Source organism: Streptomyces sp. ISL-66, from assembly GCF_018614135.1.
Classification (GTDB): Bacteria; Actinomycetota; Actinomycetes; order Streptomycetales; family Streptomycetaceae; genus Streptomyces.
In genome coordinates this window covers 1-26,258 of the sequence record NZ_JAGGOW010000084.1, presented here as the reverse complement: position 1 = coordinate 26,258, position 26,258 = coordinate 1, and the positions used below count along the sequence as shown (strand labels likewise).

General features: G+C 68.3%; 25 protein-coding genes and 7 pseudogenes. 17 read left to right on the top strand and 15 right to left on the bottom strand.

The window, feature by feature from the left end; translation table 11 throughout:
* Positions 1 to 212 (top strand): annotated as a pseudogene (locus J7E97_RS17215) (IS630 family transposase); the annotation flags it as partial.
* Here J7E97_RS17215 and J7E97_RS17210 read toward each other — a convergent pair.
* On the bottom strand, positions 133 to 1,644 hold the full coding sequence (locus tag J7E97_RS17210; RefSeq protein WP_308346549.1) for a hypothetical protein: 1,512 nt from the start codon (positions 1,642 to 1,644) through the stop codon (positions 133 to 135). The pseudogene J7E97_RS17215 and the gene J7E97_RS17210 overlap by 80 nt on opposite strands.
* A 232-nt stretch (positions 1,645 to 1,876) precedes the next feature.
* A pseudogene (locus tag J7E97_RS37025) lies at positions 1,877 to 2,230 on the bottom strand (tetratricopeptide repeat protein); the annotation flags it as partial.
* A 1,039-nt stretch (positions 2,231 to 3,269) separates the two neighbouring features.
* On the opposite strand from J7E97_RS37025, the gene J7E97_RS17200 reads away from it, so the two are divergent.
* Complete coding sequence (locus J7E97_RS17200; protein ID WP_215028008.1) at positions 3,270 to 3,515, top strand: hypothetical protein; 246 nt, start codon at positions 3,270 to 3,272, stop codon at positions 3,513 to 3,515.
* Positions 3,516 to 3,544: 29 nt separating this feature from the next.
* On the opposite strand, the pseudogene J7E97_RS17195 reads toward J7E97_RS17200, so the two are convergent.
* A pseudogene (locus J7E97_RS17195) lies at positions 3,545 to 4,048 on the bottom strand (winged helix-turn-helix domain-containing protein); the annotation flags it as partial.
* Positions 4,049 to 4,143: 95 nt separating this feature from the next.
* On the opposite strand from J7E97_RS17195, the pseudogene J7E97_RS17190 reads away from it, so the two are divergent.
* A pseudogene (locus J7E97_RS17190) lies at positions 4,144 to 4,353 on the top strand (ISKra4 family transposase); the annotation flags it as partial.
* Between the two features lie 109 nt (positions 4,354 to 4,462).
* Here the strand turns inward: J7E97_RS17190 and J7E97_RS17185 are convergent.
* The 5 genes from J7E97_RS17185 to J7E97_RS17165 all read right to left on the bottom strand — a co-directional run bounded on the left by J7E97_RS17185 (position 4,463) and on the right by J7E97_RS17165 (position 6,570).
* Positions 4,463 to 4,840: a nuclear transport factor 2 family protein gene (locus tag J7E97_RS17185; protein WP_215027995.1), complete on the bottom strand. Its 378-nt coding sequence runs from the start codon at positions 4,838 to 4,840 to the stop codon at positions 4,463 to 4,465.
* A 31-nt stretch (positions 4,841 to 4,871) separates the two neighbouring features.
* Positions 4,872 to 5,183 (bottom strand): hypothetical protein, encoded by a 312-nt coding sequence (locus tag J7E97_RS17180; protein WP_215027993.1) that lies wholly within the window; start codon positions 5,181 to 5,183, stop codon positions 4,872 to 4,874.
* Positions 5,184 to 5,507: 324 nt separating this feature from the next.
* Positions 5,508 to 5,882 (bottom strand): transposase, encoded by a 375-nt coding sequence (locus J7E97_RS17175; RefSeq protein ID WP_308346550.1) that lies wholly within the window; start codon positions 5,880 to 5,882, stop codon positions 5,508 to 5,510.
* A gap of 185 nt (positions 5,883 to 6,067) precedes the next feature.
* The gene (locus tag J7E97_RS17170; RefSeq protein ID WP_215027991.1) at positions 6,068 to 6,319 is read right to left on the bottom strand and encodes a type II toxin-antitoxin system RelE/ParE family toxin; all 252 of its coding nucleotides are present in this window, start codon (positions 6,317 to 6,319) and stop codon (positions 6,068 to 6,070) included.
* Positions 6,316 to 6,570 carry a type II toxin-antitoxin system Phd/YefM family antitoxin gene (locus J7E97_RS17165; RefSeq protein ID WP_215027989.1) on the bottom strand — a complete coding sequence of 85 codons (255 nt, stop codon included), beginning with the start codon at positions 6,568 to 6,570 and terminating at the stop codon, positions 6,316 to 6,318. The genes J7E97_RS17170 and J7E97_RS17165 overlap by 4 nt, the downstream gene beginning before the upstream one ends.
* Before the next feature lie 353 nt (positions 6,571 to 6,923).
* Between J7E97_RS17165 and J7E97_RS35890 the strand changes: the two genes are divergently transcribed.
* From J7E97_RS35890 to J7E97_RS17145, 4 genes are all read left to right on the top strand, one after another.
* Positions 6,924 to 7,214, top strand: coding sequence for a hypothetical protein (locus tag J7E97_RS35890; protein ID WP_251054703.1), 291 nt, complete (start codon positions 6,924 to 6,926; stop codon positions 7,212 to 7,214).
* A 442-nt stretch (positions 7,215 to 7,656) separates the two neighbouring features.
* Complete coding sequence (locus tag J7E97_RS17155) at positions 7,657 to 8,016, top strand: hypothetical protein (protein WP_215027987.1); 360 nt, start codon at positions 7,657 to 7,659, stop codon at positions 8,014 to 8,016.
* Positions 8,017 to 8,560: 544 nt separating this feature from the next.
* Positions 8,561 to 9,364, top strand: coding sequence for a DUF6192 family protein (locus tag J7E97_RS17150; RefSeq protein ID WP_215027985.1), 804 nt, complete (start codon positions 8,561 to 8,563; stop codon positions 9,362 to 9,364).
* Positions 9,365 to 9,426: 62 nt separating this feature from the next.
* A complete protein-coding gene (locus J7E97_RS17145) occupies positions 9,427 to 10,017 on the top strand; it encodes a hypothetical protein (RefSeq protein WP_251054702.1) in 591 nt (196 codons plus the stop codon).
* 38 nt (positions 10,018 to 10,055) lie between these two features.
* On the opposite strand, the gene J7E97_RS35885 is transcribed toward J7E97_RS17145, so the two are convergent.
* Together J7E97_RS35885 and J7E97_RS17135 are read right to left on the bottom strand one after the other, a co-directional pair.
* Positions 10,056 to 12,491: a site-specific integrase gene (locus J7E97_RS35885; RefSeq protein ID WP_251054701.1), complete on the bottom strand. Its 2,436-nt coding sequence runs from the start codon at positions 12,489 to 12,491 to the stop codon at positions 10,056 to 10,058.
* Entirely contained in the window at positions 12,488 to 13,732 is a 1,245-nt protein-coding gene (locus tag J7E97_RS17135; RefSeq protein WP_215027981.1) for a site-specific integrase, read from the bottom strand. The genes J7E97_RS35885 and J7E97_RS17135 overlap by 4 nt, the downstream gene beginning before the upstream one ends.
* Before the next feature lie 94 nt (positions 13,733 to 13,826).
* Here J7E97_RS17135 and J7E97_RS17130 point away from each other — a divergent pair.
* The 3 genes and pseudogenes from J7E97_RS17130 to J7E97_RS17120 all read left to right on the top strand — a co-directional run.
* Positions 13,827 to 14,160: pseudogene (locus tag J7E97_RS17130) on the top strand (DUF6192 family protein); the annotation flags it as partial.
* A 2-nt stretch (positions 14,161 to 14,162) separates the two neighbouring features.
* The gene (locus J7E97_RS17125) at positions 14,163 to 14,582 is read left to right on the top strand and encodes a RacP protein (RefSeq protein ID WP_215027979.1); all 420 of its coding nucleotides are present in this window, start codon (positions 14,163 to 14,165) and stop codon (positions 14,580 to 14,582) included.
* Positions 14,583 to 14,650: 68 nt separating this feature from the next.
* A pseudogene (locus J7E97_RS17120) lies at positions 14,651 to 15,446 on the top strand (IS5 family transposase); the annotation flags it as partial.
* Between the two features lie 49 nt (positions 15,447 to 15,495).
* On the opposite strand, the gene J7E97_RS17115 reads toward J7E97_RS17120, so the two are convergent.
* The 3 genes from J7E97_RS17115 to J7E97_RS17105 all read right to left on the bottom strand — a co-directional run bounded on the left by J7E97_RS17115 (position 15,496) and on the right by J7E97_RS17105 (position 17,345).
* Complete coding sequence (locus J7E97_RS17115) at positions 15,496 to 16,062, bottom strand: SMI1/KNR4 family protein (protein WP_215027977.1); 567 nt, start codon at positions 16,060 to 16,062, stop codon at positions 15,496 to 15,498.
* Between the two features lie 229 nt (positions 16,063 to 16,291).
* Positions 16,292 to 17,107: a helix-turn-helix transcriptional regulator gene (locus J7E97_RS17110; RefSeq protein WP_215027975.1), complete on the bottom strand. Its 816-nt coding sequence runs from the start codon at positions 17,105 to 17,107 to the stop codon at positions 16,292 to 16,294.
* A gap of 13 nt (positions 17,108 to 17,120) precedes the next feature.
* Positions 17,121 to 17,345: a hypothetical protein gene (locus J7E97_RS17105; protein ID WP_215027974.1), complete on the bottom strand. Its 225-nt coding sequence runs from the start codon at positions 17,343 to 17,345 to the stop codon at positions 17,121 to 17,123.
* A 768-nt stretch (positions 17,346 to 18,113) separates the two neighbouring features.
* Between J7E97_RS17105 and J7E97_RS35880 the strand changes: the two genes are divergently transcribed.
* From J7E97_RS35880 to J7E97_RS17075, 6 genes are all read left to right on the top strand, one after another.
* On the top strand, positions 18,114 to 18,392 hold the full coding sequence (locus tag J7E97_RS35880) for a hypothetical protein (protein WP_251054700.1): 279 nt from the start codon (positions 18,114 to 18,116) through the stop codon (positions 18,390 to 18,392).
* 554 nt (positions 18,393 to 18,946) lie between these two features.
* The gene (locus J7E97_RS17095; protein ID WP_215027971.1) at positions 18,947 to 19,681 is read left to right on the top strand and encodes a hypothetical protein; all 735 of its coding nucleotides are present in this window, start codon (positions 18,947 to 18,949) and stop codon (positions 19,679 to 19,681) included.
* Positions 19,654 to 20,343, top strand: a complete 690-nt coding sequence (locus J7E97_RS17090) for a hypothetical protein (RefSeq protein ID WP_215028006.1) — start codon at positions 19,654 to 19,656, stop codon at positions 20,341 to 20,343. Before J7E97_RS17095 ends, J7E97_RS17090 begins: the two co-directional genes overlap by 28 nt.
* Before the next feature lie 1,423 nt (positions 20,344 to 21,766).
* Positions 21,767 to 22,024 (top strand): hypothetical protein, encoded by a 258-nt coding sequence (locus J7E97_RS17085; protein WP_215027969.1) that lies wholly within the window; start codon positions 21,767 to 21,769, stop codon positions 22,022 to 22,024.
* Positions 22,025 to 22,278: 254 nt separating this feature from the next.
* Entirely contained in the window at positions 22,279 to 22,653 is a 375-nt protein-coding gene (locus tag J7E97_RS17080; protein ID WP_215027968.1) for a hypothetical protein, read from the top strand.
* A gap of 241 nt (positions 22,654 to 22,894) precedes the next feature.
* Positions 22,895 to 23,683: an SAM-dependent methyltransferase gene (locus J7E97_RS17075; protein WP_215027966.1), complete on the top strand. Its 789-nt coding sequence runs from the start codon at positions 22,895 to 22,897 to the stop codon at positions 23,681 to 23,683.
* Positions 23,684 to 23,685: 2 nt separating this feature from the next.
* On the opposite strand, the gene J7E97_RS17070 is transcribed toward J7E97_RS17075, so the two are convergent.
* Both J7E97_RS17070 and J7E97_RS17065 read right to left on the bottom strand, forming a co-directional pair.
* Entirely contained in the window at positions 23,686 to 24,657 is a 972-nt protein-coding gene (locus J7E97_RS17070; protein ID WP_215027965.1) for a helix-turn-helix transcriptional regulator, read from the bottom strand.
* A gap of 58 nt (positions 24,658 to 24,715) precedes the next feature.
* A complete protein-coding gene (locus tag J7E97_RS17065; protein WP_215027964.1) occupies positions 24,716 to 24,955 on the bottom strand; it encodes a DUF397 domain-containing protein in 240 nt (79 codons plus the stop codon).
* 1,052 nt (positions 24,956 to 26,007) lie between these two features.
* Between J7E97_RS17065 and J7E97_RS17060 the strand changes: the two are divergent.
* Positions 26,008 to 26,258, top strand: a pseudogene (locus J7E97_RS17060) (DUF4913 domain-containing protein); the annotation flags it as partial.

The window sequence follows — 26,258 nt, the reverse complement described above, 5'->3', positions numbered from 1 at the left end:
TCGAGCAGGTCGAGCGATGGTTCGGCTTCCTCGCGGACCAGAAGATCCGCCGCGGCGCCCACAAGAGTGTGCGCTCCCTGGAAGCCGACATCCGCGCCTGGGTCAAGCAGTGGAACGAAAACCCGACCCCGTTCACCTGGACCAAAACAGCCGAAGAGATCCTCGACTCCCTCGCCCGCTTCTGCCAACGGATCTCCGGCGCAGGACACTAGCGGCCGGGACGGTGATGCCGGCGGTGTCGGTCCAGGCCGTGGTCATCCGGCCGAGGCTGTCGTAGGTGAAGCACTGCCGGTCGGTAGCCGAAGGCGTGTTGTCGGGGATGTTGGTGACGGAGGTGATCTGCCCGGCGTCGTTGTACGTGTAGCCGGTCTGCTGGACCGCGCCGGTTTGCGAGGTCTGCTTGTCCAGGTACTGGTTGCGCAGCCGTCCCGTCGCCTGGTCGTAGTCAGCAGTGGTTACGACCTGTGATTCCCAGGGGTTCACCGTGGAGCGGATGACCCGGCCGTAGGCGTCGTAGTCGGTCTGCACGTCGTAGACCGTTGCGCCGGCGTACGAGAACATCTGGCCGTAGTCGTTGTAGTCGTAGTTGAAGGGATCGTCCGGCAGACCTCCCAGAGCCGGAGATCTGGACGACTTCAACTGGCCGGTGAGCTTGTCGTATTTCGCGGTGGTGGTGTAGGTGAACGTCGTGCCGGCGGCCTGCCCGACCTCGGTGCCGGGGATGGTGATGGTGGAGCCAGTGGCTTGGTAGGCGTCGTCGTACCCCGTCACCGCCGTGGTGTAGGCCTGCCCGGTGCTGCCTCCGACGTACCGGGTCGATGCGGTCGGCTGACCCTTGGCCACGGTATCGAAGGTCCATCCGGCCAGCTGCTTGGCCGCCGTGACGGAACCGTCGTACATGCCGGTCTTACGTCCGGCCAGGTCGTAGGTGTAGACCAGCTTCTTGCCACGGGAATCGATCGTATCCGCAACACGCGAGGCACCGTCGTACGTGGTGGTAGAGGTTCCTGCGTCAGGGTCGACCTGCTGGATCTGTCGTCCCTGGAGGTCGTAGGTGTACTTCCAGGTGTTGCCCGCCGCGTCCTTGCGGGTCTCGGCGGCACCCGCGGGTGTGTAGGTGTAGCCCGTGACTGTCGCGTCGGTGCGGATACCCGTGGCCGTCGCCGTGCTGTACTGCCAGGTCTCGGTGGTGCGCCCACGGCTGTCGGTGAAGGTACTGGTCGGGTATCCGCCCTGCGGCGGCACCACATCCGTGCGGCCCGCATCCGGATAGCTGCTCGTCGTGCGGGCTTGCTCCACGTTGTTCGACCAGGACGACACCACGAGTGCGCGGCCGCGGCCGTCATATGAGGTGCGGTTTTGCTGGAGCGCGGTGGAGTCCGCCGCCACCACGAGAGTGCTGCCGGGGCCCGCGTCGCTGTTGTACCAGGCGGCGGTGGTTGTGGCCGTGCGTCCCTGGGAGTCGTAGCGGGTGTCGCTGATGAGTCGGCCCAGGTAGCCGGGGCTGGGTGAGGTGGACTGGGTCTGGCGGGTGCGGCCGAAGCCGTCGAGGAGGCTGACCACCTTCGTCCGGACGGGGGTCTCTGCATCTCGGGTCAGGGCGCTGGTGGTGATGGTCGACGGCACGCCCGGGGTGTCGGACACGGTGTAGGCGAAGGTGCTGTTGGCCTGGGGGTTGAGTTGCGGGGTCCGGCCAGGCAGCCAGAGAGCCGTCGGTCTCGGCGCAGTACGCGGCGGCCTGCTCGACGGCGAGGGCCAGGTGCCCCAGATCCGCGCAGAGCGCATCGATGCCTTCAATGTCACGCGGGCCGTGGTGGGTGAGGATGCGGTTGAAAAGGGCCAGCGACTCGGTCGGCTCGAAGGCGTCCAGGCGGACGCTGGCGGTGGCGTGTTGGTGCCAGCCGGTCGCGAGACGGGTGGTGACCAGGATCCGGCCCCGGCCCGCGACCCGCCCGACGACCGCGCCGACGTCCTCGACCCGGTCGACGTTGTCCAGGACGACCAGCCAGTCGCCGTTCTGTGTGAGCCACTGCACCGCGCGTTCGGTCTGGAGTTCGACGGGCAGCTCTCCGAGCCCCGGCTGAAGGGCGCGTGCCAAGGACGCCAGCCCGGCGTCGACCGCCTTCGTGCTGTCCGCGGGGATCCACCACCGCGCGCGAGCGTTCGCACGGTGCGCGGTCCAATGCGCGGCCAGCGCGGACTTGCCGACCCCGCCCAGCCCGTGCAGCACCACCCCGCTGGCACCGCCGGCGAACGCCGCGTCCAAAGCGTCCGACGCCGCGCCGCGGCCGACGAACCCCGCCGCCGCCGGGATGTTCGACACCCCGCGCTCTGCGGCGTCCGCAGGGATCGGCGCGTACGCCTCTGCCGGCAGCGCCCGCTCGGAGTACACGGCAACCGCGTTGACGATGTCGCCGCCTGCCGCGATCGACCCCTGGGCAGCTGCCACCGCCGGGGACGCTGAAACGTCGCTGGGCGAGTCGGCGGCGGGGCGCCACCAGCGGCGCTTCACGGGCCCTGGTGGGCGCTGGCCCCGTCGACGTCCCCGCCGGCCGCGACCGACCCGCCGCTCGCGGAGATCCCCGGCCCCCCCGGCGCCGCACCCGTACCGGACGCGGTGTCACGGGCCCGCGCGTTGCGGACGCCACCACCCGCCGCAACCGACCCGCCCTCCGCGCTCACCGGAACCGGCGCGGACACCGTGCTCCCCGCCGTCCGTGCGGTGATCCTCAGCTGCCACAGTGCGACCCCCAGCGCAGCGACCCCGGCGACCGCCCCAGCGATGCCCCAGCCCTGATCGGCCCCTTCCGGATGCCCGACCGACACCCACACCACCAATAGCACCGCCGCGACAACCCCGACGACCGCCAACCCCCACCAGCACACCCTCAACCATCCCGCCATGGCCCCATGCTCACCCACACACCATGATCAAAACCCAGATTTCCACCACAAGGCGCTGATGGTGTGGCCGGGGTTGCCGCCCACGTTGGAGCAGGAGCAGAGGTGCGTCGTGCTGGTCTGCTGGGCTGTTGCCGGCGACGCCGACAGGCGCGACGGCCGCACCGGCCAGGGCCCCGGCGAGAGCGGTCACGGTCGCGAAACGGGCAAGCCTCACAGTCGACGTTCCTGCGGGGACGACGGCAAGTCCTCTCGGGCCTTATGCCGCGCCGGGTAGGGGACTGCGCGGCGAAGTCCCCGCTGATGTGCAGGCTCAGCGCGATGCCAGCTACGCGCTGGTTGTCACAGGCCAGCCGTAGAGTCCGGACATGACAGTTCACGTGACTCTGCTCCCCGCGACCATCCCCGCTCACCTTCAGCAAGCGGCCCCCTCGCGTGTGCGGGACTTCAACGACGACCACCCGGGCGAGGGGGTCCGCTACACGTATTCCGTCAAGGGCAGCGGCTCGCTCGTAATCTCCCGCCAGGACAGCAACGGCCACGTGGTCGAGGCCGTTTTCGGACCCTCCGCATGGGAAGAGGCCTCCGGGGACCTGAACAGCGCGATCGGATAGGCGACAAGAGGCCCGTGCCGGGTTGCCTTCGGCACGGACCTCTTGCCCAACGCTACGCCCCGCGGCCAGGTCTCCTTCCTCCACACCTCGACCGCGTCGTCGTCGCGCTCGATGGCCCGCCGGGCGGGCTGCTGCCACGACCAGCCGTGCCGCTTCAGCAACTGCCACGTGCCCTCGACCGTGTATGAGACGTGGAACATTCGGCCGATCATTGTCTTGATCCGAGCCGGCGTCCACCGCTGATCGGCCCAGCCGTGGGCGAGCGGACCCCGCTCCAACCCCCGCTCCAGCCGGGCGGTCTGACCATCACTGAGTCGGGGCCGCCCCGGAGATCCCTTCGACAGCACCCCACCCTGGCCCTGCTCGCGCCAGGCCCGCCGCCACCGCTCCACCGACCGCACGCTCACCCGCAGCGCGGCAGCGATCTCGCCGCTCTTCTGCCCGCCCTCAAAGCACTCGACGGCCTGCAGCTGTAACCGCTCCCGCCTGGCTCTCTCGGCGTCGGTTAGCCCGCCACCCTGCGCGTACCTCACGCCCCTTGCCTACCGAACCCAAGCAGCCCGCCGTCAGGCGAACGGCCCCGACATCACTCAATCAAGTTCAGTATCTGACCGGGCATGAGGGGTTCCTGCGTTACGACGTCGCGTTGGCGGGCTGGCCGATCGCGTCCGGGGTGATCGAGGGTGCGTGCCGTCATCTCATTGCGGACCGTCTTGATATTTCCGGGGCCCGGTGGGGGCTGGGCGGTGCGGAGGCGGTTCTCAAACTCCGGGCGGTGATCGCCAACGGCGACTTCGACGCCTATTGGCGGTTTCATGTCGCCCGGGAGCATGAGCGGGTCTATCAGGGCGCGGTGCGAATACGCCCTCAGCGCCTGCTCAGGCACTCCCGAAGAAAACTCGTACCCGTCAACGACCGCTGCCGATACATACTTGGCGCCCAGCGGGTCAGGAAGGCGGCGGTGCGTTGCGCGCGGCATCGAACGGCGTCCGGTCGAAGATGATTCGGATATGGGTGATACGGCCGTTCTCCACGGTCAGGCATTCCGCCCCGGGGGCACTGGAGACTGGGACGGTTGCGGTGTCATACATCAGCAACGCGGTGCGCTCATCGCCGAACGCCGCGATTAGCTCCGAACCGGTGAGGATCTGAGTAAAGGGACCCATGAATCCCCGGAACGCCGCCGCGCCCTCGAAGCGCCCGGCCGGTGCCTCGCAGACGACGTCGCTGGCGACATAAGTCATGGCGTGTTCGAAATCGTGCCCGGTCCAGGCCCGATGGTAGGCCAGAGCTGTTTGCAGAGCAGGGCTGGATGTCTCAGCCATGGCGATCACCCTTCGCTGATTTAGACGCTGGTCACCTCGTGAGAAAGGCCACGAATGCCCGCGCTTCCCTCAGATAGGCCAGACACGCTGCGTCGTCGGCGGGGACGACACGTACCCACTCACGCATCGGACGCCCTGGGCGCGGCTCGCATGGCCGGCCGATACCTGTGGCGACGAGTTCGGCAACCCGCGCGGCGGGCAGTTTGACGACGAGATCGGCGCTGGTGGCGAAGGCATAGAACTTGCCGGATGTCTTGATCCCGGGTGAACGTAGCATGCGGCCACGCTCGTCAGCCGGGAACTCTGCGGACAGAGCGGCCACTGCCATCTCGAAAAGCTCCATGTTCACCATGCTCGCGGACCTCCACGACCACCATTGTTCACGCCAACCAGAATTCTCGCTTGTTCGCGGGCCTGCAAGAAATGATCAACTCCATCCCCCGAAAGGAGCCACACCCAATTGAACTTGAATGTGTGATGTCAGTCAGTCGTCCATGATCAGGCCGGTGCCGGTGAGGCAGCCGTCGACCAGGTCCGGGCGGAACTGGATCTGCTTGAGCCTGTGCTTGACGGCGCGGGTGATCTGGCCGAGGTCAGCTGCAGCGAGGTTGCCGATGCCGCGCTTGACCAGCGACCAGATGCCCTCTTGCGGGTTCAGGTCCGGCGATTAACTCGGCAGCTGGAAGACAGTGAGCCAGTCCGCGTGGTCGGCGATGAACTCGCGCATCGGTTCGACCAGGTGCATACGCAGGTTGTCCCACACGAGCACGATCAGGCCGCCGAGCTGAATGTGGGCCCTGACCAGCAGGTCGCGAAGGTCGCGCCAGCCGATGCCCTTCGGCTCGCCCTTGCGGCCTCGGTACTCACGCACCGAGTAGAACATCCTGGACCGCTTCCCCGGCTTGTGGCAGGTCAGCCCGGCCATGGATACCCGGCCCGAGCCCCGGGCACGCACCCGGACCACCGGAGTGCAGCCCTTGCGTCCCCAGCTCCTCGCGCGCGGCGGCGCCATCGACTGCCCGGCTTCGTCCTCGAATACGATCCAGCCGTTGCACGCCGCCGCGGTGCTCTTACCAGCGGCTACCGGCGTCCGCGGTCCTCGCCCCGCATCCGGACGGTGACCAGCTCCGACCCGGCAGACCCATTAGACCCAGCAGGTCCGACAGAGATGGGCGAAGGGCTGGACCACGGTCGGTCCGGCCCTTCGCCGTGCGCTGCTGCGGGCTGTCAGCCGAGGCGGCCGACGTGGATGACCACGATGGTGACGGTGGCCTCGGTGATCTCGTACATGACCCGGTAGCGCCCGACGTGCATCCGGCGCAGGTCTGGGGAGCCGTACTCGGCACTCCCGTCGGGGCGGGGCTGGTCGGCGAGCAGGTCGATGGCGTCCATCAGCTGCCGCAGCCCGTCCGGGTCGTCCTTGAGGAACCGGGCGGCCGCATCGATCGCGGACTCGTCCCAGACGATCGCGTAGGTCACCTGCGCTCCAGCCCGAGCCGGGCACGGACGTCGTCATGGGGCACGGCCGACGCGGTTCCGGAGCCCTGGCGCGCGCGGTACAGGGCCAAGGCCAGGGCGTCCTCCAGGTCGGCGAGCTCCTGGGGGTTGATGAGCACGGCCGCCGGCTGGCCGTGATCGGTGATGGTGATGCGTTCGCGGGAGTGGGAGGCGCGGCGGACCAGCGACCCGAACCGGGCGCGCGCTTCGGTGATCGGCAGTGTGTCACTCATGTACAGAACTGTACACTTCGCAGCGTCTCTTGTAGGGAGCCGCGTATGTCCGGACCACCCGAAGAGGAGACCGGATTTAGGGATCATGGGCCGCGGTTGGCGCCGAGATCGATCACGGCGTCCGCTCTAACACGGAGGGAATCGTGAATAGCAAGATCCCCGAGCCCTGGACTCAAGGCGAGACCGGTGACTTGTACGTGATCGGCGCCGAGGGCCTCCGACAAGACCGAGCTTCCCACGGGCGTGCCGGCGGTCTCGTTGGTGGTGAGGAGCATCCGGGTGCCGCTGACCGCGATGCCGTCGGTGTCCTCGAGGGGGTTGCGGTAGCTGGTGATGTCATAAGGGAACCGACCATGAACCTGACCGACCAGCAGGCGGGCCTGCTCCGCGTGATCGGCTCATCCACCGAACCCGTCGCCCGCTCCGACCTCTTCCCCCGGCTCGTCACCAAGCCCGTCCCGGAAATCAAGGACGACAACGAGGGAGACCCAGTCTGGAACGCCTGGGCCGAGGAACAGATCGACCTGCATCGCGCCTCGGCCGAGCTGTGGAAGAACGACCTAATCCGCGTCGTGCACCCCGCAAGCGGCGAGCGGCCCGACCTGGTCGAGATCACCGACGCAGGCCGAGTCGCCATCGCCTGAGGCGCTGAAGCCGTCCTGCTGGCTGTTCACCAGCGTAGAAGTCTTCCGGACCGCTGTCAGCCTTGGGGCGACAACGAGGAAGACCCGATGTAGAACGCCTGGGCCGAGAAGCAGATCGGGTCTTCCTCGGTTCTGATGGTGGAGGTCAGCTGTGGTTGGACGCCGCGCGAGCTCGCAAAGTGGCGACGCTGATCCGGAACGGGTCGTGCTGGGAGCCGTCCTGTGTGCCTCGGTGGCGTACCGGTACTGCATCCCGCGATCGTGCCACGCCCCCACCGCCGGACCCCGCCGCCGACACCAGGGCCTACGGGTGACACCGGAGGCAGTGTTGAACGCGTTCAATACCTCTGACAGTATGGGTTCCGGTGAACCTGCCGGAGCAGCGGAGTCGGATCCGCCTGCCCTCGCGACGGGTCGCCACGAGACCGGAGGTGGGCACGACATGGGCCTGATCCTGCTACTTCTCGCCCTGATGGTCGACCTCGCCGTCGCCCTTGTGGCCCTGGCCGTGATCCTCACGGCGAGCGCGGGCCTGGGCCTCGCGACCGCCGCGGTGAGCCGCAGGCTGCCGCTCTGGGCCAGGATCACGCTGCTGCTGACCCTGGCCGCCGTTCCGGCGGCGGCGCTGGTGAGCACTCTGGACGTCGCGGCCGTCTGGCAGCTGGCCGCTTGGGCGCCGCCGTTCCTCACGACGGTCGCCTCAGGAGCCGCCTGGCTCGCCTTCGAAGCCCACAGGCGCCGCGCGCCCAGGCTCCCGAAGCCGGCATGGCCGGTCCGCCACGCACCGGCCGCCGGTCGCTGAGCACGCACCCCTCAGTGCCTGATCCATATCCCTGATTTCGAGGTGTCCGGGGCCGTAGCCTGTAGTGGTGTCCGAGGGTTCTGGGCCGCCCGGAGTGCGGGTGTGTGGAGGCTGTGGTGACCGGTTGAGACCGGCTTCGCGGCCGGACGCCGTGTTCTGCTCGACGGCGTGTCGTGCCAGGTCATGGCGGCGGCAACATCGGTTGCGGCGCCGGGTGATGGCGGAGTTGGGCGGGGCGGGCAGGGTGGTGTGTCCCGAGTGCGGGACGCCCTGGGTGGCTGGCGTGGATCGGCGTTCGGACGCCGTCTACTGCTCGCGGCGGTGCGTCATGAGGGCCTGGCGGTCGCGGAACGAATCGTTCGGAGAACGGTCACAGTGACCACTGCACGAACGCATCCGAATCGGACTTCCGATCAGATTCGGGTTTCTTCCGGTCACCTGTTGTGATCTTCGGCAGGTGGGTTCGACTCTCGGTCACGACAGCGGGCCGCGTCTTGTCACGGCCGAGGGGCCGTGCCCCGGCCCGTTCAGGGTGGTGAGAACCATGCCCGAGAAGATCGAGAGTGCCGACAAGGTCGGCAGCGTCAGCGCCCACCGTTACGAGCAGATCGTCGCGGAACTGCGCAAAATCGTGGAAGCCCAGACCCGGGGTCAGTTCGCGATGGGTGACTACGCCTTGGAGATCGAGCCCATGCGAGAGCAGGGCCCGCAGGACCGGGGCGAGGAGTTGTTCACGGTCAAGGACTCACTGTTCCGCCTGGCCGAGGGCATCGGCTTGTCCTACTCAGCAGTGAACGGAGCCCGCTGGGTCGCCTCGCGGTGGCCCAAACAGCACCGGCAAGCCCGCATGTCCTTCACGGTCCACCGAATCCTGGCAGGCATCTCGGACGAAGAGGAGCGGTTCAACGCGATCCTCACCTCACCAGGAGGGAAGACCCGGTGGACTCCCGACGACGCGTCGCGGAGGGTCGGCCGCCAGGTCGAGAGGCCCATCACCCCGCAGGAGAAGGTCAGCGCGATCCACACCCTCGCGAGAGACGAGGCAGTCGCCGCGGTCGTCACAGGTGACCTGCTGCGACGGATCAGCGCGGCCCACGTTCTGGTCGAGGACGAGCAGATCGCCGCAGTTGTCACCGGCGATCTGCTCAAGCGGCCCACAGTCGTTGCGCAGGTCCGGCAGCAGGACCGGGTCCGGGCGGTCGAGGAACTGACCCGCGACGAGAGTGTCGCCGCGACGGTGACCACGGGCCTGCTCAGGCGGCCGGACGTTGCCTTCCGTGCAATGTCGGACGATTATCCGGACTACGGGCAGCACGGCACTGAACCTGCCCTCTCGCATGCGGCGTGAGCCTAAGGCTGGCTGGTATCACCCCAGCTCAGAGGGGTTATTGTTCGAGGGTGATGACGCCCATGGGGATGAAGCTGGGACTGGAGGCTGCGCGCCTGCTCGCCGCCGCTGACTGCTGTGAGATTGAGCCCGGACTGACCGACGCCGAGTTCCGCCGTGTTGAGGAGGAGTACGGCTTCAAGTTCGCTGGCGACCACCGGTCATTTCTGGCAGCGGGTCTTCCGGTGAGGCAGCCGTCCGAGGAGGGGGACACCTGGGAGAACCCGTGGCCCAACTGGAGGCATGGCGACCCGGTGAAGCTTCGGGAACACCTTGAATGGCCGGTCGAAGGCATCCTTGAGGCAGTTCAGCGCGGTTACTGGCATGCGACCTGGGGGCAGCGGCCTTCGGATGCGGATGACGCGCTCCACGAAGCTACGTTGCTGCTGGACCAGGTACCGAAGCTCGTTCCCGTGTACGCGCACCGCTTCCTGCCCGCAGGCCATGAAGCCCACGGGCACCCGGTCATGTCCATTTGGGGCACCGACATCATCTATTACGGCGCTGACCTGGCCGATTACATCAACCACGAGTTCGACGACTTCGGCGCATACACCCCTGACGACTGGAGCCCCAGGGCAACGGTGGCCTTCTGGCAGGACTTCCTGGCGTAGTCCCGCCGAATCGGGAGACACCGGCTCGGGCAGCTCCGTCATAGCCGCCTGGTGATTACGGGCATGCCGATGTCGGTAGGACCGCCCTGACCGGTGCTGCGGCTGCGTTCCAGACTGCGGTCGAGGGCAACGAGCTTCTCCTTGGCCTTGGTGAGGCTGACTTGGAGTCCTTGGACTTCGCCGAGCCAGCCGTTCGTCCGCGCTTCTGCGATGCGCTCGGAGAGGTTGCGGATGATCTCGATCAGCCGGGGCCGCTGCCTGGGGGAGACCCGTAGCATCGGGCAGCGCAGGCACGAGTGCTCATGCTGGCACGGGGTTTCATAGGGCCGTGCGCAGTCGCCGAGCTCCAGCTTGCGGGTGTGGAAGTGTTCCTGGAACTCGCGCCATTCGTCGGTCGTGGGTTCACGGTATTCCTCTGCGGGCCGTGTCGCTCGCCGCTGGTCGAGGAAGGCCCGGTAGGAGCGGATCAGGTCCTCCTGGAACACGGCGAGGTACGCCTCCGTGGTGCTCGTACTGGTATGGCCGAGCAAACGGGCGGCGATATGGACGGGCAGTCCGCCGGCGACGGCCTCGGTCGCGAAGATCCTGCGAAAGTCGTGCGGCGTGAAGTGCAGGAGCTCGCCCGTCTGGTCGGTGAGGGCGGCGCGGGTCAGGGTGTCGTTGAGCAACTGGTAGAGCGTGTTCGTGCTGATGACGTCGCGTTTCCAGCCGATCCGGCGCTGGAAGAGGTGCGGTAGCGGCGGCCCGGTGACCAGCTCGTGGTAGTCGTAGCGCGCGACGAGAGGGATCGTGCCGGCGTTGTCGCCGCGGAGCCGGGTGATCACTGTGGCGAGGACGCTGGCGAGCTCGGGGCCGACCAGCAGGAGCCGTTCCTCGTTCCCCTTCGACGGGATGATCTGCAGCAGGGGCACGATCTCGCCGGTGTCGGGGAGCTGATAAGACACCAGAGCGAGGTGCGTGATCTCCAGCAGTTCCTCCAGCCGCACGCCGGTGTGCCGGAGCGTCTCGATGAGGGCCCAGGCCCAGAACGCCTCGTCCTCGTCGCAGGTGACGTCGAACTGCTCCGCTGTGGCCGTGTCCTCGATCAGCTCCATCTCCGGCCGGTACTGGAAGCGTTTCTTGGTCCGGTCCTCCCGGCGGTTGATGCGGCGATAACGTCGGCCTTCGTGCTCGAAGAGCTCTCCGACGTCGGTGGCCTGGGCTGCGGCCAGCAGTTTCTTCTGCGTGCTGTGATGGGCTTCGGTGGTGTCGACCAGCTCGGGGAGCCGGGGCAGCCGTTCGCGCCCCCGTTGGTGCATCCTGGCCCGGACCTTCTTCTTGACCTTGGTGAACCCGCCGGTGTCGGCCTTGCGGACAGGGCTGGGGACCGCCCAGGCCGCCCAGCTCGGCTCCTCCAGTGCCCACTGCTGGATGTCCAGGTAGAAGGCCCGGACTCCGGTCAGCACAGCGGTCCGGGTCTGGCGGGGAACGGGGTCCTTGCCGTCCCGGGTGATGAATCTGATCCGTTCCTTCCACGCCTCGGCGACCTCGGCGGGTAAGTCCAGGGTGTCGATGCCCGGGTGGTGTTTCTCGATGTCGGCCCAGAAGGCACCCACCAGCCGGCTCGCCAGGTGCTGGAGCGAGGTGTAGTCGAGGCTCGGGCGGCGTTCCTCCAGATAGCGGACCAGCACATCGCGCACCGGCCGGCACTGGACGTTGTACCGGTCCACCATGGCCGCCGTGGAAAGCTGTCCCCTCGCCACCGTCCGGCGCAACGGCAACACGGCGGACAGCAGGCCGGCGTCCTGCATCAGATCCCAGGCGGCGTGAAGCCCCGCGGGCGCCCTGGCGAAGTTTTCCCTGCTCCACTGGTGGTAGGCGATCAGGTCATCGGCAGTGAGCCGGTCGAGGTCGCGGCCGGTCCGGAAGGCGACCTTCACCAAGCTGTTCTCAGCCGTGCTCAGCTGGCTGGAGATCATTCCCCGGGCCAGGCCGGCCTGGCGGACCTTGTCGAACGGCTCGGCGCCGAACTCCTGCTTGGCGTGGCGGTAGAGCCCCGAGGTCCGGTAGCCCTGCAGGAATTCGTAGCTCGGCCGCACCACCCTGGCAAGGAGCAGGCAGCCCAGGCCCTCCGTCGTCATGGCCCGTCGTGGCACCTCGGCTGACCCGTATTCGGTGGTGACGAGGTCGATCCAGTCCCAGTCCAGGCCGCTGTCAATACCGGAGGCGAGCCCCCGTTCCTGCCAGCCGTCCCCGGGGAAGGACAGCAGCCAGCGGAGGATTCGGGCGGTACCGCGCGACCGCTCCGCGCGCTTGCCCCTGCTGCGCTTGCTCGTCGCCGGCGGAAAGGTCGTCAGCGACGGCAACAGCTCCAGAACGCCCTCGACCGAGAGATCGTCGAACGGACCGCGGTCGGCGGCGAGCATCTGCTGGTAGCCGAGGGCTTCTCGTGGTGAGGGAGTGTAATCCGTTGGGTCGATGGTGGTCACGGTCATCGGGGAAGGCCTCCGAACAGCACGGCCAGGTCGTCGGCCTCGTAGCCGACGGCGATCGGTGGCGGGGCCTGCTGGGCGCGAAGTTCGCGCTCGGCCAGGTGCTCAGCGACGCGGCGGATCACCTGTGCTTCGTCTTCCAGGAGGTAGACGTCCGCAGTGGTGCTCAGGTGGACGTGACCGAGGATGGTCTGCACGTCGAGCAGGGTCAGGTTCTTGTCCCGGCTCATGCGCAGGGCGGCGGTATGCCGGAGGTCGTGCATCGTGTAGTTGGTGCCCAGGACAGCGTTGATCCGGCGGAACACCGCCCGCAGAGCCTCGTAGTTCATCGGCTGAAGCCGCAGTCCAGCTCCGCGGTCACGGCGTCGAAGCGTCCACCAGATCGGATCGTTCGGCTCCAGCGGGACGAGTTCCGCCAGGTAAAGGCGGAGCCAGACGAACGAGTCCGGGCTGGCCGGCAGCCATTGCGCGTCGTCGCTGCCCTTACGGCTGACTCGCACCAGCTGGTCGCCCCAGTCCAGGTCGACGCCCCGGATCCCGAGTACCTCGCTGGCCCGGGCCGCGTTGCTGATGTCCAACGAGAGGATCGCTCGGTCGCGGTTGGAGCGCAGGGCGCCGAAGAGGTCGTTCCACCGCTCGTCGGGGATCTCACGCGGTCTGGCCTTGGGGATCTTGGGGTTGTACCGGATCCGGCCCTCGGGCCGGAAGGAGTCCAGTGGATTGTGGTGAGCGTGCGGGCGCCCACCCCTGCGATCGAGCGGCACCGGGTTGACCAGCGGGCTGTGCCCGGCCTCGATCCAGAACTCGTAGAAGCTGCGGACGACCGCATTGCTGTGCCGGATCGTCCGGGTCTGGTACCGATCTCCGGGGTTCCGCTTGCGGGTGATCGGGTTGACCGTCCCCGCGGTGGACGCGGACTTCGTCCGTGGCGAGTTGCGCGGCTTGGTCGTCTGCTTCAGCCAGAGCACCAGGTCCCGCACTTCCGCCGACGTGGCCCTGTCCCACTCGACCTGAACAACGCGCAGCCACCGCCACCACCGCAGCAACGCGTACGCGTAACTGCGTACAGATCCGGGCCGGTTCCGGGCGACAAAGTCCCGCAGGTACCGCCGAACGGGCTCGACCGGCACACCCCCCGGATCGACCACGAGCCAGGGGACCACGCCGTCCGACGGCACGACCTTGCCCCACCTGGGCAGACGGATCGAACCGAGATCCCGTTCCACCTCATCCAACGACCTCACGCAGCTCTCCTTCTATTCTCTGCCTGAGATCTACCGGTCAGCCCCTGCTTGACCGCTCCACCGCCTCGGAGTGTCGTTCAGTAGTCCGGTCAACAGAGACACCGCCCGCCACCAGGTCAACCACGCTCAGGTCGAACGCGGCCGCCAGGCCCGCGAGAACTTCGAGCAGACCAGTCCCGTCGCACCGGCCGTCAAGCAGATCAACCGCACGGTCGAGTTCCTGGACCTGGTCACCGCCTGCCACTCCTTCGTCGCCGCGGCCGGCCGGGCCGTCCCGGGATTGCGGGACCGCCAGCTGACCGAGGACGAACATCGTCCACCAGAACATCGCCAAGGTGCGAGCCACCCTCGACTGGATCGAGAACGCCGTCGACACCGGCAAGGTCGACATGGACGACGAGCTCGCCGCCCTTCTCCGAGGCCAGTAGCCATGCCCCGCGCCTCACGGCGCCGGGGCGACGCCGCTCTGCGGCACGCCGACACCCTCCGGTTCGTGCTCTTCGAAGCACGCCCGGCCGGACTCCTCTTCCACCAGCTCACCCGCGCCAGCGACCTCACCCCCAGCCAGGCGAGGTCCGGACTCGCCGCCCTGCGGGACGTCATCGCGGACCAGGGATGGCCCCCGCTGATCTGGAGCAGGTCCGACGGCTACCAGATCGGAGCCGAACGGGCCGCTCTGGAAGCCTACGAACGAAAGGTGATCAAGGAGAAGCTCACCGAGTTCCGCCGGTTCATCACCGGCACCGTGGCACCCCACGCTGCCGCCCACCCGGGTGACAAGTGGGTCCGCCACATCACCGCCCAGCTCAACTCGATCGAGTCCACCCTCGACCTCGTCAACAGCTACTGACCCCTTCGCTGCCCGGTGCCCGGCCTTCGGCCGGGCACCGGGCAGCACCGGTTTGAAGGCCAGCCGCCATGCGCCGACGCTGCTACCCCTCCGACACCACCGACGCCGAATGGGCCTTGCTCGAACACCTGCTGCCCGTCCCTGCCTGCGAGACCCCCACCGGCGGCCGGCCCGAGAAGCACGACCGGCGCGAGATCGTCGACGCGATCCGCTACGTCGTCGACACCGGCTGCAAGTAGCGGGCCCTGCCAGCGGACTACCCGCCCTGGCGGACCGTCTGGGGCTTCATGGCACGCTGGGCCGCCCGCGGCATCATCAACCAGATCCGTGATGTCCTCGCCCAACGGATCCGCCGCGACATGGGCAAAGGCCCCCGCGCGGTCGCCACCGTCATCGACTCCCAGTCCGTCAAAGCCGCCGAAACCGTCGGCCCTGACTCGCGCGGCTACGACGCGGGCAAAAAGATCAACGGTCGCAAACGCCACATGGTCGTCGACACCCGCGGCCTGCCCCTGCTCGTCATGGTCACCCCCGCCGACCTCCACGACAGCCACGCGGCCAAGGAAGTCCTCTTCCGCCTCCGCCTCATGCACCCCGAGATCACCATCGTCTGGGCAGACTTCGCCTACGCGGGCAAGCTCGTGACCTGGGCAAAGAAGTACCTCAACCTGACGATCAAGACCGTCAGCAGACCCAAGGACACCTCCGGCTTCGTCATCTTGTCCCGCCGCTGGGTAGTGGAACGGACCTGGTCCTGGATGATGCGGGCCCGCCGACATGTGCGCGACTACGAACGGCTCGTCCAGCACTCCGAAACCCTCATCACCTGGGCCGCCATCACCCTTATGACCCGCCGCATCACCAAGGCACGCAAGCCCCCCGAGCGGTTCTCACCCCTGTTCTGAGCAGGCAGTCAGGATTCTGTGACCTTCGTGCTGACCGGGGGCAGGGCCCAAGGTTCCAGCGTTCCGTCACAGAGCTCGGCCAGGAATTGCACTACTCCACCTTCGTAGTGCCACCAGCCCCCGTTCCGAGACGCGACAGTGACTTGCCATTGCTGCGGGCTGTGCTCGATGGAGCTCCACAAGAACCGGTCGCCCTCATACGACTCACCCCAGGGCAGCAAGCCGCCGGGCGCCGGATAAGGGTGGCGCAGGTCGGCGGCATCATCAGAGTCCCACCAGTCCCGATCGTTCCGCATGGCCCTAAAGCGATGAATCTCCCTGCCCGGGTCGGGAAGGCTGACGCGGAGGAAGTTATCGAGGGCGAACGCGGGATACCGCTCGGCCAGGCACTTGAAGTCGGCAGGCAAGATGACGCCGAGGCCATCCTCGATGACACTCCAGTCAAACCTCACCGGCTCCGGCCTGCGGTGACCTACGAGCCCAGGAACAGCGCCCTCCAACGTGGCGATCGCCTCGTCAGGATCAAGAATCCTGCGGACCGGAGCCTGAGTGCCGATGAAGTCGTCATCAATCATGGCGAGCAGCGTGCCAGATCGCTCCGACAAGCAGTTCAGCCAGGTCCTTCAGGATGGACCACAACCCACACGCAGGGCACCCCAAGGGCGTCAGATCGTCCGGGCTCGGGCAGCTCCAGATTGCAAACAGGCAATGAGTTTTGATCCGTGTCGTCGGCGTAGGTCAGTTCCGGATCTGGCTGGGCTCGAAGCCAAACTGGGCCGCCGTCCGCTTGGTGGTTTGGGGTGTTTAGGGCACGGGATCGGTCGTGGTGCCGTCTGGTGCCGTGAAGGTGATTGTGGAGATCTGGCAGGAACTGCTGCTGAGGCTGGAAACCCATGCGGACAGGGTGGAGTCGACGCCCGCAGGGGGCTGGGCTCTGGGGGCGGGCATGACGCCGCAGAGGTCCGCCGTGTAGGTCGCGGACATTCTGGTGAGGGTGATCCTGCGTTGAAGCTTGTCTCTCCTAGCCCGGGTGGCGCGGCGGTCGGCTTGGAGGCGGCGGTTGACGCGTGACCAGGCCCGCAGCCAGTTCTCGTGGCCGGAGAGGGGGACGCCCAGAGCTGCCAGGAGCGCACGGAGCTGGTCTCTGGAGCTGGGAAAGCGCTGTCGGGACAGGATCTGGTGCACGGTGTTGCGGGGAACCCGGATGCTGTCGGTGCTGTTGCGGGTGCGCCGTTCGATCTCCCGGCAGGACGGGGCGCCGGCGTCCAGGTGCAGGTTGCGCAGGGCTGCGCCCATGTCGGCCTCGTCTTGGATCTGCCGGACAGCGGGTGCCGGTTTGCGGAGGTTTCCCGCGGCTCGCTCCTTGGCCGCGGCCTTCCATAACGCGAGGAGCGGGCCGGGGTCGGTGTCGCAGGCCCGCGCGTATGCGGTGACGGCTTCCTGGGTGGGCAGGGTCTTGCCGGAAGCGGCGCGTTGCAGGGTCGGGCGGCTGAAGCCGGGGGACCTTGCGGCCAGCTCGCTGTAGGTGAGGTGCGTTGCGTGTCGCGTGCTCCGAAGCCCCAGGGCGAGGCGCCCCAGGGCCCGGTATGGGTGCGACACGGGCTGTTCGGGCCGGCCCACGTCTCGTGTTTCCTCAGCTGGGGGAGTTGAGGAGGTTCCTGATCACCTCGCGTGCGGGCTTGGCGCTGGCGAGTCGTCCGGACAGCGCGCCGGCGGTGCCGGCTCCGGCGACCAGGAGCAGGGCATCGGTGATCGGGGTTCCGGTGGCCGTGAGCGCGGTGGCGCAGAGGGTGGCGACGGTGACCGCGACCGCGTTGCCGGCTGGGGTGGGCCCGTGGTCGGCTGCTGATGAGGACATGGATTTTCCTTACCTTGCTGGGGCGTCCGTCGCGCGACGGACACCGTGTGGGGACGGGAAGTCCCTTTTGGTTCCAACCTGTTCGCTTGCCCGCAGCGTCTGGCGCCGCTGTGTGGCGAGATCATCCTGGCACTCTCCGCATGCCGACTGTGACCGTGTGCGGTGGTTGGTTCACCGTGGTCCCGCTCCGGCTGGGGGTGGCCCACCTGCGGAATATGTTCATCCGAGTGATGTGATAGTCGGCCACCTGCGCGGATGGTCAGCCGTCTGTGCCGTTATGGCCTGGGGTGTGACCCATGGTGATGGTGTGGGGGTGGTTTGGCTCGTATCCGTCCCGGCGGTCCTTGCCCTGTTCGCGGTTGGCTGCAACCATCGAGAGACGCCTGGGGTAACCCGGCGACAGACCCTGACCTGCTACCGGTTCCAACCGCTGCATCACCAGGGGAAATCCGCACGATCGCGCTGGCGCGCGAGTGTGCCAACAGAGCCGGCGCCCCACGGGGCCCGGCTCTTGGCACTGGTACCCGCTTACGGCCCGGCACGCGGAACCTGGCAGGACAGAGGATCGGCCGCCGCTGCCCCGGCTGGTGCTGCCCCGGGAGGGGCGCATCGTTCCTGCGGCGAATCCGCTGCTCCGGCGGAGTGGACACCGCTGCTTGGGGCCACTTTGACGACGGCCGGGGCGGTATCACCGGGCGGTGATCAAGAACCTTCGCCGCGGCCTCGCCGCCACCGCCCTGGCCTTCGCCGCCCTCGCTCCCGCCCCCTGTGGCGCACGCCGACGAGTACACGCTCACGGAGGCCATCACCTCCCTCCCGGTCGCCGAGGAGATCCGCGACGGCTACAAGCGCGAGCTCTACCCGCACTGGAAGGACGACGACAAAAACGGCTGCACGGCCCGCAGCGACGTACTGATCGCCGAGGCGATCGAGGCCCCGACGGTCGGCGCCGGCTGCACCCTGACCGGAGGTGTGTGGCACTCGTATGACGACGACGTCATGGTCTCCGGCTCCTCCGGAGCCGGGAATACCGCACGGTTCGAATGACGCTCCCCGCCAGCTGGCGGCTACGGCTGGACCACGGAGCGGCGCCGCCGGTATGCCAACGACCTCGGCTCAGACGTCACCCTGGTCGGTGTCTCTGTCCGCTCGAACAGGCAGAAGAGCGACCAGGACCCGGCTACATGGATGCCGGCCCCGGCCGTGCACTGCCGGTATATCGGCGAGTGGGTGGCCACCAAGCACCGCTGGAGCCTCGCGGTGGACCAGGCCGAGCGGGAGGCACTGCTGCGGTACGCGGCGGACTGTCCGAACGCGACGCTGGCCTTCGAGCGGGCGTCCTGACCACCGGCTAGCACCAGCTCTCTGACCGACCCTGCGCGGGTCGCCACCACCCGGTGGCGGGCCGCGCAGTCGTGTGTCCGGGACCGGCACACCCCCGCAGGGGTGAATTTCCCCTCGCGTACGTGAGCGCGGATCTGGCGGTGTGGGCCCAACGAGCCACGAAGCAACAGGTATCGACAGATATCGGGATGTTCAGGGATGTTTCCGGCGCGGCCCGATGGTCGGGCCGCCGTGATGTGCGATTGAGGTGCGTTTCGATGTCGAGGCAGCAGCGTGAGGTGTACGACGAGAGCCAGGCCGCGGGCAGGCTGCGGGTGCCCCTGGCCGCCTGGCGGTGGGCGGTCGGCTCGGGCCTGGTCCCGCCGGCGGACGCTGGCCCGGGACTGTGGTCGCGGGCGGTGGTGGAGGCTGCCGACCCGGAGGCGGTCCGGGCGGCGCTGCGGGGCCCGGTCGGTGCCGGGGTGGCGGCGGACCGGCTGACGGAGGCTCTGGGGGAGCCGTTGCGGTGCCGGACGAGGGTGACCGCTGCGGCGGTCGGGCACCTCGCCGGAGCCGGCCTGTTGGTCCGCCTCGGCGGGGACGCCGAGTTCCCCCACGTCCACCCGGACCAGGTGGCCGCCCTCGCGCGCCGCCGGAACCTGCCCGCCCTGCTCGACCGGCACGTGCCCCTGGGCCCAGACCAGAGCGCGGTGCGCTTGGGCGTCCGCCGCGTCGACTTCGACCAGGTCGTCAGGCTCGGCTGGGTCGCCCCGGCCGGATCGGTGGAGATCGACTACAAGCATCACGGCGGCGTCACCACGGTGCCGCTGTACAGCGCCGAGGACGTCGCCCTGCTCCCCGTCGTCCGCCCCCTGGTCGACTGGCGGGCGGTGTACGCCGCCCCTGCGGGCCGCCGCTCCCCGCTCGCCGCCCTCGCCCCGGTTGTCCCGGGCCAGGACCGGGCGCTGCTGGGGAGGTGGCGCGGATGGCCCGGGTCGGCCGGGCCGCAGTGATGAACTGGCGCCGCCGACACGCCGACTTCCCCGCCCCGGCCGGTGGCACGGAGATGCATCCGCAGTTCGACCGGGCGGCGGTGGTCGCGTGGCTGCTCGCTCACGACAAGATCGGCGTTCCCGTCGGCATGCCGTCAGCGTCGCTGGTCGTGGTCGGCGCCGGGCGCCGTACGTCCCGGTTCCGGCTCGATGGTCCGCACCTGGTCCTGGCCGACAACGCCGAGGGCGAGGACCAGTTGTCCGGTTGGTCCACGGACGCCGACGCTGACGCGCTGGCCGAGCTGGCGGCCGAGCATTTCGGGGCGTCGGTGGGCCGGCTGACGGCTCCGGGTACGGGGCCGTTGGCGGTGCTGGGGGAGGTGCGGGTGATCGAGCGGTTCCGGTCGGGGTCGGGCGGCCTGCGGGTGACGCTGGCCTGGCCCGCCGGCCTGCGGGGCACCGCAGAGGGGACGGCGGGCGGGGTGGTCCGGCACGGCGTTCCGTACGCCAGCTCGGCGCAGGGGTGCGCGTGCCGCCGGTACGACTGCGGGGGCCTGGTCCCGGAGTCCTGGTGCGAGGACCACGGGGACGCAGCCGGCCCGGCGATGGCGTGGCACCCTAGCGGCGGGATCCGCTGCGTCGAACTGGCCCGCGGGGCCTCGGAGTCGGTGCCTTCAGCGTGACGGAACAGCAGGCGGGGGCCGCCACCACCTGGTGGCGGCCCCCGCACTGCGCCCGTGCCGGCACCCCGGCGGCTAGGGCCGGGTGGCGGCGCGGGCCTTGACGATGAGGCGTTCGGCGGTGCGGGTGTGATTCAGAGCGCAAGCGAACGGCCGTGATGTGACGGGAGTTCACCCGCACGGCGGACGCAGACGGACAGCCGGCCATCCCGGGCCGGGGACGGGACGCAGCAGGGGCTGCAAGGCCGCGCGCGGGCCGGTGGCAGGGGTTTCTCTGGGGCGTGGCCCACGGCTGCCACACGGCGTGCCGCGTGCCGCCCTCCGGGCCCTGGCGGGCCCTGCGGGCGAATCGCCGGGCGCCCTTCGGGCGCGTTCACCGGCGATTCGGTCCGCTGCACGGACCGCCCTGCCCCGTTCCGGGGCAGGGTTTTTGGCCCTGCGCCTTCGGCGCGCACCGGGCCAAAAAGCACGCGGCCCACCGCGCGGCCTCCTGGGACACGCCCCACAAGAGCCGAACCGGAAGGCCGCCCCATGGCTATGTAGGTGAGTTTCGGGTTCTGGCACACATTCCGTGAACGATCTTGGCTCGGGCTCCACCAGCCGCTCGTGACATCCAATCCGCGCAGGTCATGTGGTGCGCACTTTCCTGCTGGTGGGGAGCCAGCAAGATCGTTCACGGAATGTGCGCCAGAACCCCGATCTCGGTTCTCACCCGGCTGCCGTGGTGCCAGGCCCAGGTACTCGCACACCGCCGCAAGGTCCTGAGCTTTCACGTTGGCCCATGGCGCTTCAGCGACCGCCTCGCGAACCTTGAACGGCGGCACTGATGGGGCTCTTTGGAAAGTCGGCCTGTACCTCACCCCCCCTTGGCGGGGCGCGCGGTCTCGCCCGGTGGCGGGTGCACTCGCGGGTACCAGAACCGGTGGTGCGACATGGCGGCCGACCGGCCACGGCCTGGCCGTGGGGACGGGGGAGGACCTGCGGGCCGACGTGGCGTCCGTGGACCGGGTCGGGCCGCGTAGGAGACGCCGGCTCGGACGGGTGAAGCAAGTTGCGAGGGCAGTGCCGATTTCTCCGATCGTGTGTGTGGTGGTGCGTCCCCAGCAAACATGTACTCCATTCGGGTGACGCGGCGGTGGGTGACGGGTGGTGGTTTTCGGGGGACAGGCGTTTCCCGTGACCGCAGCTGATCGGTTCCGAGCGGACTGCGCTGCTTGTGGCGCGGTTCGGTGTGCACGGGTGGGGTATGGCGGGCCGGACCGGGTGCGAACCGGTGGGCGGCGTACCGCTTTTCATGCCGGTGAATGATTGTCAGGCCTGTGGCCCAGGTGGTTACGTTCCGGCTCCGGACAGCCGAAAGGTCCCGAGGGTTGCACCCCTCGGGACCCGGCACGTCCGGCACACACGAACAACCTAGGAGACTCGCGTGATTGAACGCGCATTTCGGCAGCGCATGAGCCCGCTGCCGATGACGGCCGACGTTACCATTCCGCTCCCGCCGCAAGTCCAAACGGGAATTCTCAGCATTCTTTCGGTGGGTGCCCGCTGGGGCTCGCTCCTCACGGCGGCCGCTCTGGCGGCCGTGGTGTCGAAAGGTGCGCCGCCTGAGCTGATGCTGACCGCGGCCCCGGCCATCCTCGCCGACCGGACCTGCGTGTCCTACTGGCGTATCCGCCGCAGCTGAGACGGGCGGGCCCGGCCGGAATACCAGTCCGGGCCCGCACTCCCACATTCGCTGTTGGCCGGCACCGGTTGCTCTGTTCGGAGTGACCCGATCCGGCCAATGGCTCACCGCCGTGATTTTCGCAGACGTGACTGCCTGGGGTACTGATGTCCGACCCGGCCTTCCGGCACACCGACCGCCCACCGCGCAACCCGCCCACATCCCCACCCCGCCCAGCCACCCGCACCGGGGATGAATCCGATCCCGCGGCCCACGTGGCCTACGAGGCGTTCTGCTCCAAGTACCGGCCGCTCTACGCCCGCTACGCGGCCGCCCGCCTGCGCAGCGCCTGCCGTGGCGCCGACCTCGCCGACACCGTCCTGTCGGATGTCGCCCGGTCCTGGCCCGCCGCGCTGACCTGCCCCTCCCCAGCAGCCCTGGTCTGGAAACTCCTCACCGGCGAGGTGGAAGCCACCGCCCAACGCCGCGCCCGGCCAGCCCTGCTGCCCTGCTCACAGGCAGACACGCTCATCCTGCGCCACCGCCTCGGGCTCGCTCCTGAAGCAGCCGCCGAGGTCATGGGCATTTCACCCAGCGAGTTCTCCAGCCTCCACCAGGCGGCCCTGCGCGCACTGGCCGCGACGCCGTGAATTCACCTGGCATATTCAACAAATGATGGCACCGGCACACCCTTGCCCAAGCGAACGCGACCCCGATACGACACGGGGTGCGCGGGCATCAAAACGGCGCGGCTTGTTTGCGCCGCGTGCACCACCACGACATAAATGCAGTCTGGTGCGCAGCTATCGAATACCCCTAGCATGTGGCGCTACTCGACGGCCGGAACTGCGGTGTGGCAGACCGGCACCTTCCGGGAGCTGACCACCCCCCATGATCGACCTCACCAGGCCCAGCTACGCCCGCATGTACGACTACCTCATCGGCGGAACCGACAACTACCCCGCCGACCGCGACGCCTGTGAAGGCCTGCTGCGCATCGCCCCCACCATGGCGCAGCTCGCCCAGAGCAACCGCGCCTTCCTCGTCCGCGCCGTCCGATACCTGGCCCGCGAGCGCGGAGTACGCCGCTTCCTGGACTTCGGCACCGGACTGCCCTCACGCCCCAATGTCCACGAGGTCGCCCAGGCCATCGACCCCGCCGCCTCCGTCGTCTACATCGACAACGACCCCATGGTCTGCGCCCACGGCCGCATGGTCCTGGAAGAGAACCTCCTCACCACCGCCGTCGTCGAAGCCGACATCCGCCAACTCGACACCATCTTCAGCGTCCCCCGGGTGCGCCGGCTCCTCGCCGCCAACGAGCCCGTCGCCGCACTGTTCGTATCGGTCCTGCACTGCATCGACGACGACGCCGACCCCTGGAGCCTGGTCCGCGAGGTCGCTGCCCGGCTGCCCTCAGGCAGCTTCATCGTCATCTCCCACCTGGCCAGCGACGACCCCACCCTGCGTGAAGACCTCACCGCCTTCATGCAACGCACCATCACCGGATGGGGACGCGTCCGCTCCACCGCCGACATCGGCCGCTTCTTCCAGGAAATGAACCTCCAAGAGCACCCGCAGCCCGTCGAAGTCTCCACCTGGAACCCCGACACCGACCTGCTCCTGCACCCCTACAGCCGCGACTGGATCGAATACGGCGGCGTCGCCCAAACCCGCTAGCCCTAGACGAGCCGCTTGATCCGCTCGTCCAAAAAACACAGCGTCTGTTCCTTGTCGAGCGCATGCTCACGCAGCTGCTCCAGCGACGCCTTCACCGTCTCGACCCGCTCCTCCTGCAACCACGCCCCGCCGCGCCCGGCGTTCTCCTCGTAGAGCATGTCGCCGCACTGCTGCGCCGCGGGGAACTGCAGCAAGGTCAGCGACGACGTCATCGGCAGGGCTTTCTCCCAGGCCGCCGAGGGATAGACACGGATATGGATGTTCCCGCGGTTCTCGGCGAGGTTGTACAGGTGCCTCAGCTGCTCGCGCATCACCGACGGGCCACCGACCGGCCGGCTCAGTACCGCCTCGTCGATGATCGCCGTGTACACCAGAGAGGTCTTGCCGCGCAGGAGATGCTGCCGCTCCAGCCGCAGTTTACGCCGCAGGTCCACAACTGCCTGCTCCGCGGGAGTGAGACAGGGATGCTGCAGCACGGCATCCATGTAGTCGGGGACCTGCAGCAGTCCGGTCACGAACTCGCTCTGGTAGTCCGTGATCCGGTCGGCGAGCGGCTCCATGGTCACCAGATCACCGAACTGTCCGGGGACCACCCCGTCCTGTCCCGCCCACCAGGGATCGGCGGCGTCCGTCAGGATCTGATCCACCCGCTCCATCACAAGGCGGATCTCGTGCGGGTCAACCACCCCGTAGAAGCTGAGCAGGCCCTGGATGAGGGGACGGGTCAGGGTCACATCCGGGCTGCCGGTTTCGATCCGACTGATCTTGGTGTCGGAGCCCAGCGCCGCCCTCTGGGCGACCTGCTCGAGAGTCAAGCCGGCGGCCTTGCGATACCCCCGCATGCGCCCGCCCAAAAGCCGGCGGACCGTACTCGAAGGCCGGGCCTTCTTCCGGGACTCCGGAAGATCGGCCCGGCCGACCACATCCAAATGCCGTGCGGCCACGTGCGACTCCTCGTTCACGATGGCGATCATGTGCCGGAGCACATCGTGAAGTCTGCAAACCGCTGCGGCAACCCTAGGCCATGCTTTTTCAGACAGTCATGCCGTCGAACTCACCCTTCTTCGCACCATCGAGGAACGCGATCACTTCCGACGGTGTGAACACGAGAGCCGGACCGCCCGGGAACCGCGAGTTCCTCACCGCCACCTCCCCGTCGGCCAGCTGTGCAAATTCCACACAGTTCTCGAAAGGGTTGCTCGCGGAGGCCTTCCGCCACACCGCACCAGAAATCGAATCCGCTGCAATCCCGTTCGCGAAAATCCCGGTCATTGGTCTGCCCTTCCCTGGTTGACCAGCACACTTGCATGCCTGACCGTGCGAGGCGGCCCCACCGCTCACTCGAACAGGACCACCCGCTCCCACGTCCGTGAAAATTTCACGAACCCGTCAGGAAACGCAGAGCCTAGCCCGCACTGCTCCCGGGTGCCGTCCCCCACAAGAGCCCTCCCTGCGGTAGGAAAACCATTCGAATTCGTGGGTCCGCTGGCCCTCGCCACAGGCCATCTGGGAGCTCGGAAACAATGGCTCAACTGCAATGCACCTTCAGGTCAAGGAACCACTCAAAACAGGCGGCACGGCCCCCGGTCACCCGCGCGCACTACTATTTGCAACCCCCACCTATACGGCGTGCGCAAGACGTCGCACGCCCCCGGGACACTGCCCCACGCCCACCCGCACCGCCAGGTCAGCACAGCAATGCCCAGAACGACACGACGCACCACACGAGGCGGACGTCATCACCGCCGCAGTACACAGCCGCACTGGCGATGTCGGTCGCCCCCGCCCCGCAGTGGCGCGGCCACTCAGCAGCACCCAGGGCCCCCTCGTCCTCGGCCGCCACGGAGGCGACCGGACGCCTCCCCACCGTCGGCCGCCGCCAAGCACCTCACCCCGGCCGACACCGGCCACCCTCGGACCGGCGCGAGGTCCTCCTCGGCTCGGGGCACGCGCGACGGGGCGCGGCCACAGAGAAGGTCCTCGGCATCGGCGTGGACGACCCCGGGCTTCGTCGCGGACATCGCCACCCTCATCGGTAAGGACACCATCCACCGCAGCTCCTGCGGCAAGAGCCGCGACAGCGGCGCACAGTCGTGGAACGCAGCGCGAGGAGATCAAGGAAGAGGTCGACATCCGCGCCATGCCCAAGGGCACCGCCCTGCTCCTGTCCACCGGCATGAAGATTGCCCAGATCCAACTCCGCCCCTGATACGAGGAAGAGAGTCTGGGGCACATCGGCCCGCTGCCTCCTCGTCCCCTGATGTCTCGATGAAGCCTCAGTCGAGGCCCGATGGTGCCACCGATGGACCGAGCACTCCGTCGCCATCGCCCGCCTCCACGCCCTCTGGCTGGCCTGGCAAGAACTTACTGATCCTGACACCTGCGGATACGCCGGCCCCAGCACCTGGCACCGCGACCATCAAGACCCCTTGCATGCGCGAACTGCGTGCCTCGAACGGCCCCTTCCAGGGCTGCACGCAGGGCGAGCACTAGGTCCTGTCTGGAGTCCAGATCATGAGTTTGGTAGATCGCCTGCGCGCAGGGTCTTGGTCTTGATAGGCCATCAGTCATGGCA

What these genes read in the sequence shown, in the direction of transcription:
- J7E97_RS17200 (WP_215028008.1), top strand. Translation starts at nt 3,270, where the DNA reads ATGACAGTTCACGTGACTCTGCTCCCCGCGACCATCCCCGCTCACCTT.
- J7E97_RS17185 (WP_215027995.1), bottom strand. Translation starts at nt 4,840, where the DNA reads ATGGCTGAGACATCCAGCCCTGCTCTGCAAACAGCTCTGGCCTACCAT.
- J7E97_RS17180 (WP_215027993.1), bottom strand. Translation starts at nt 5,183, where the DNA reads ATGGAGCTTTTCGAGATGGCAGTGGCCGCTCTGTCCGCAGAGTTCCCG.
- J7E97_RS17165 (WP_215027989.1), bottom strand. Translation starts at nt 6,570, where the DNA reads ATGAGTGACACACTGCCGATCACCGAAGCGCGCGCCCGGTTCGGGTCG.
- J7E97_RS35890 (WP_251054703.1), top strand. Translation starts at nt 6,924, where the DNA reads ATGAACCTGACCGACCAGCAGGCGGGCCTGCTCCGCGTGATCGGCTCA.
- J7E97_RS17155 (WP_215027987.1), top strand. Translation starts at nt 7,657, where the DNA reads ATGGGCCTGATCCTGCTACTTCTCGCCCTGATGGTCGACCTCGCCGTC.
- J7E97_RS17150 (WP_215027985.1), top strand. Translation starts at nt 8,561, where the DNA reads ATGCCCGAGAAGATCGAGAGTGCCGACAAGGTCGGCAGCGTCAGCGCC.
- J7E97_RS17145 (WP_251054702.1), top strand. Translation starts at nt 9,427, where the DNA reads ATGGGGATGAAGCTGGGACTGGAGGCTGCGCGCCTGCTCGCCGCCGCT.
- J7E97_RS35885 (WP_251054701.1), bottom strand. Translation starts at nt 12,491, where the DNA reads ATGACCGTGACCACCATCGACCCAACGGATTACACTCCCTCACCACGA.
- J7E97_RS17125 (WP_215027979.1), top strand. Translation starts at nt 14,163, where the DNA reads ATGCCCCGCGCCTCACGGCGCCGGGGCGACGCCGCTCTGCGGCACGCC.
- J7E97_RS17115 (WP_215027977.1), bottom strand. Translation starts at nt 16,062, where the DNA reads ATGATTGATGACGACTTCATCGGCACTCAGGCTCCGGTCCGCAGGATT.
- J7E97_RS17105 (WP_215027974.1), bottom strand. Translation starts at nt 17,345, where the DNA reads ATGTCCTCATCAGCAGCCGACCACGGGCCCACCCCAGCCGGCAACGCG.
- J7E97_RS17095 (WP_215027971.1), top strand. Translation starts at nt 18,947, where the DNA reads ATGTCGAGGCAGCAGCGTGAGGTGTACGACGAGAGCCAGGCCGCGGGC.
- J7E97_RS17090 (WP_215028006.1), top strand. Translation starts at nt 19,654, where the DNA reads ATGGCCCGGGTCGGCCGGGCCGCAGTGATGAACTGGCGCCGCCGACAC.
- J7E97_RS17075 (WP_215027966.1), top strand. Translation starts at nt 22,895, where the DNA reads ATGATCGACCTCACCAGGCCCAGCTACGCCCGCATGTACGACTACCTC.
- J7E97_RS17070 (WP_215027965.1), bottom strand. Translation starts at nt 24,657, where the DNA reads ATGATCGCCATCGTGAACGAGGAGTCGCACGTGGCCGCACGGCATTTG.
- J7E97_RS17065 (WP_215027964.1), bottom strand. Translation starts at nt 24,955, where the DNA reads ATGACCGGGATTTTCGCGAACGGGATTGCAGCGGATTCGATTTCTGGT.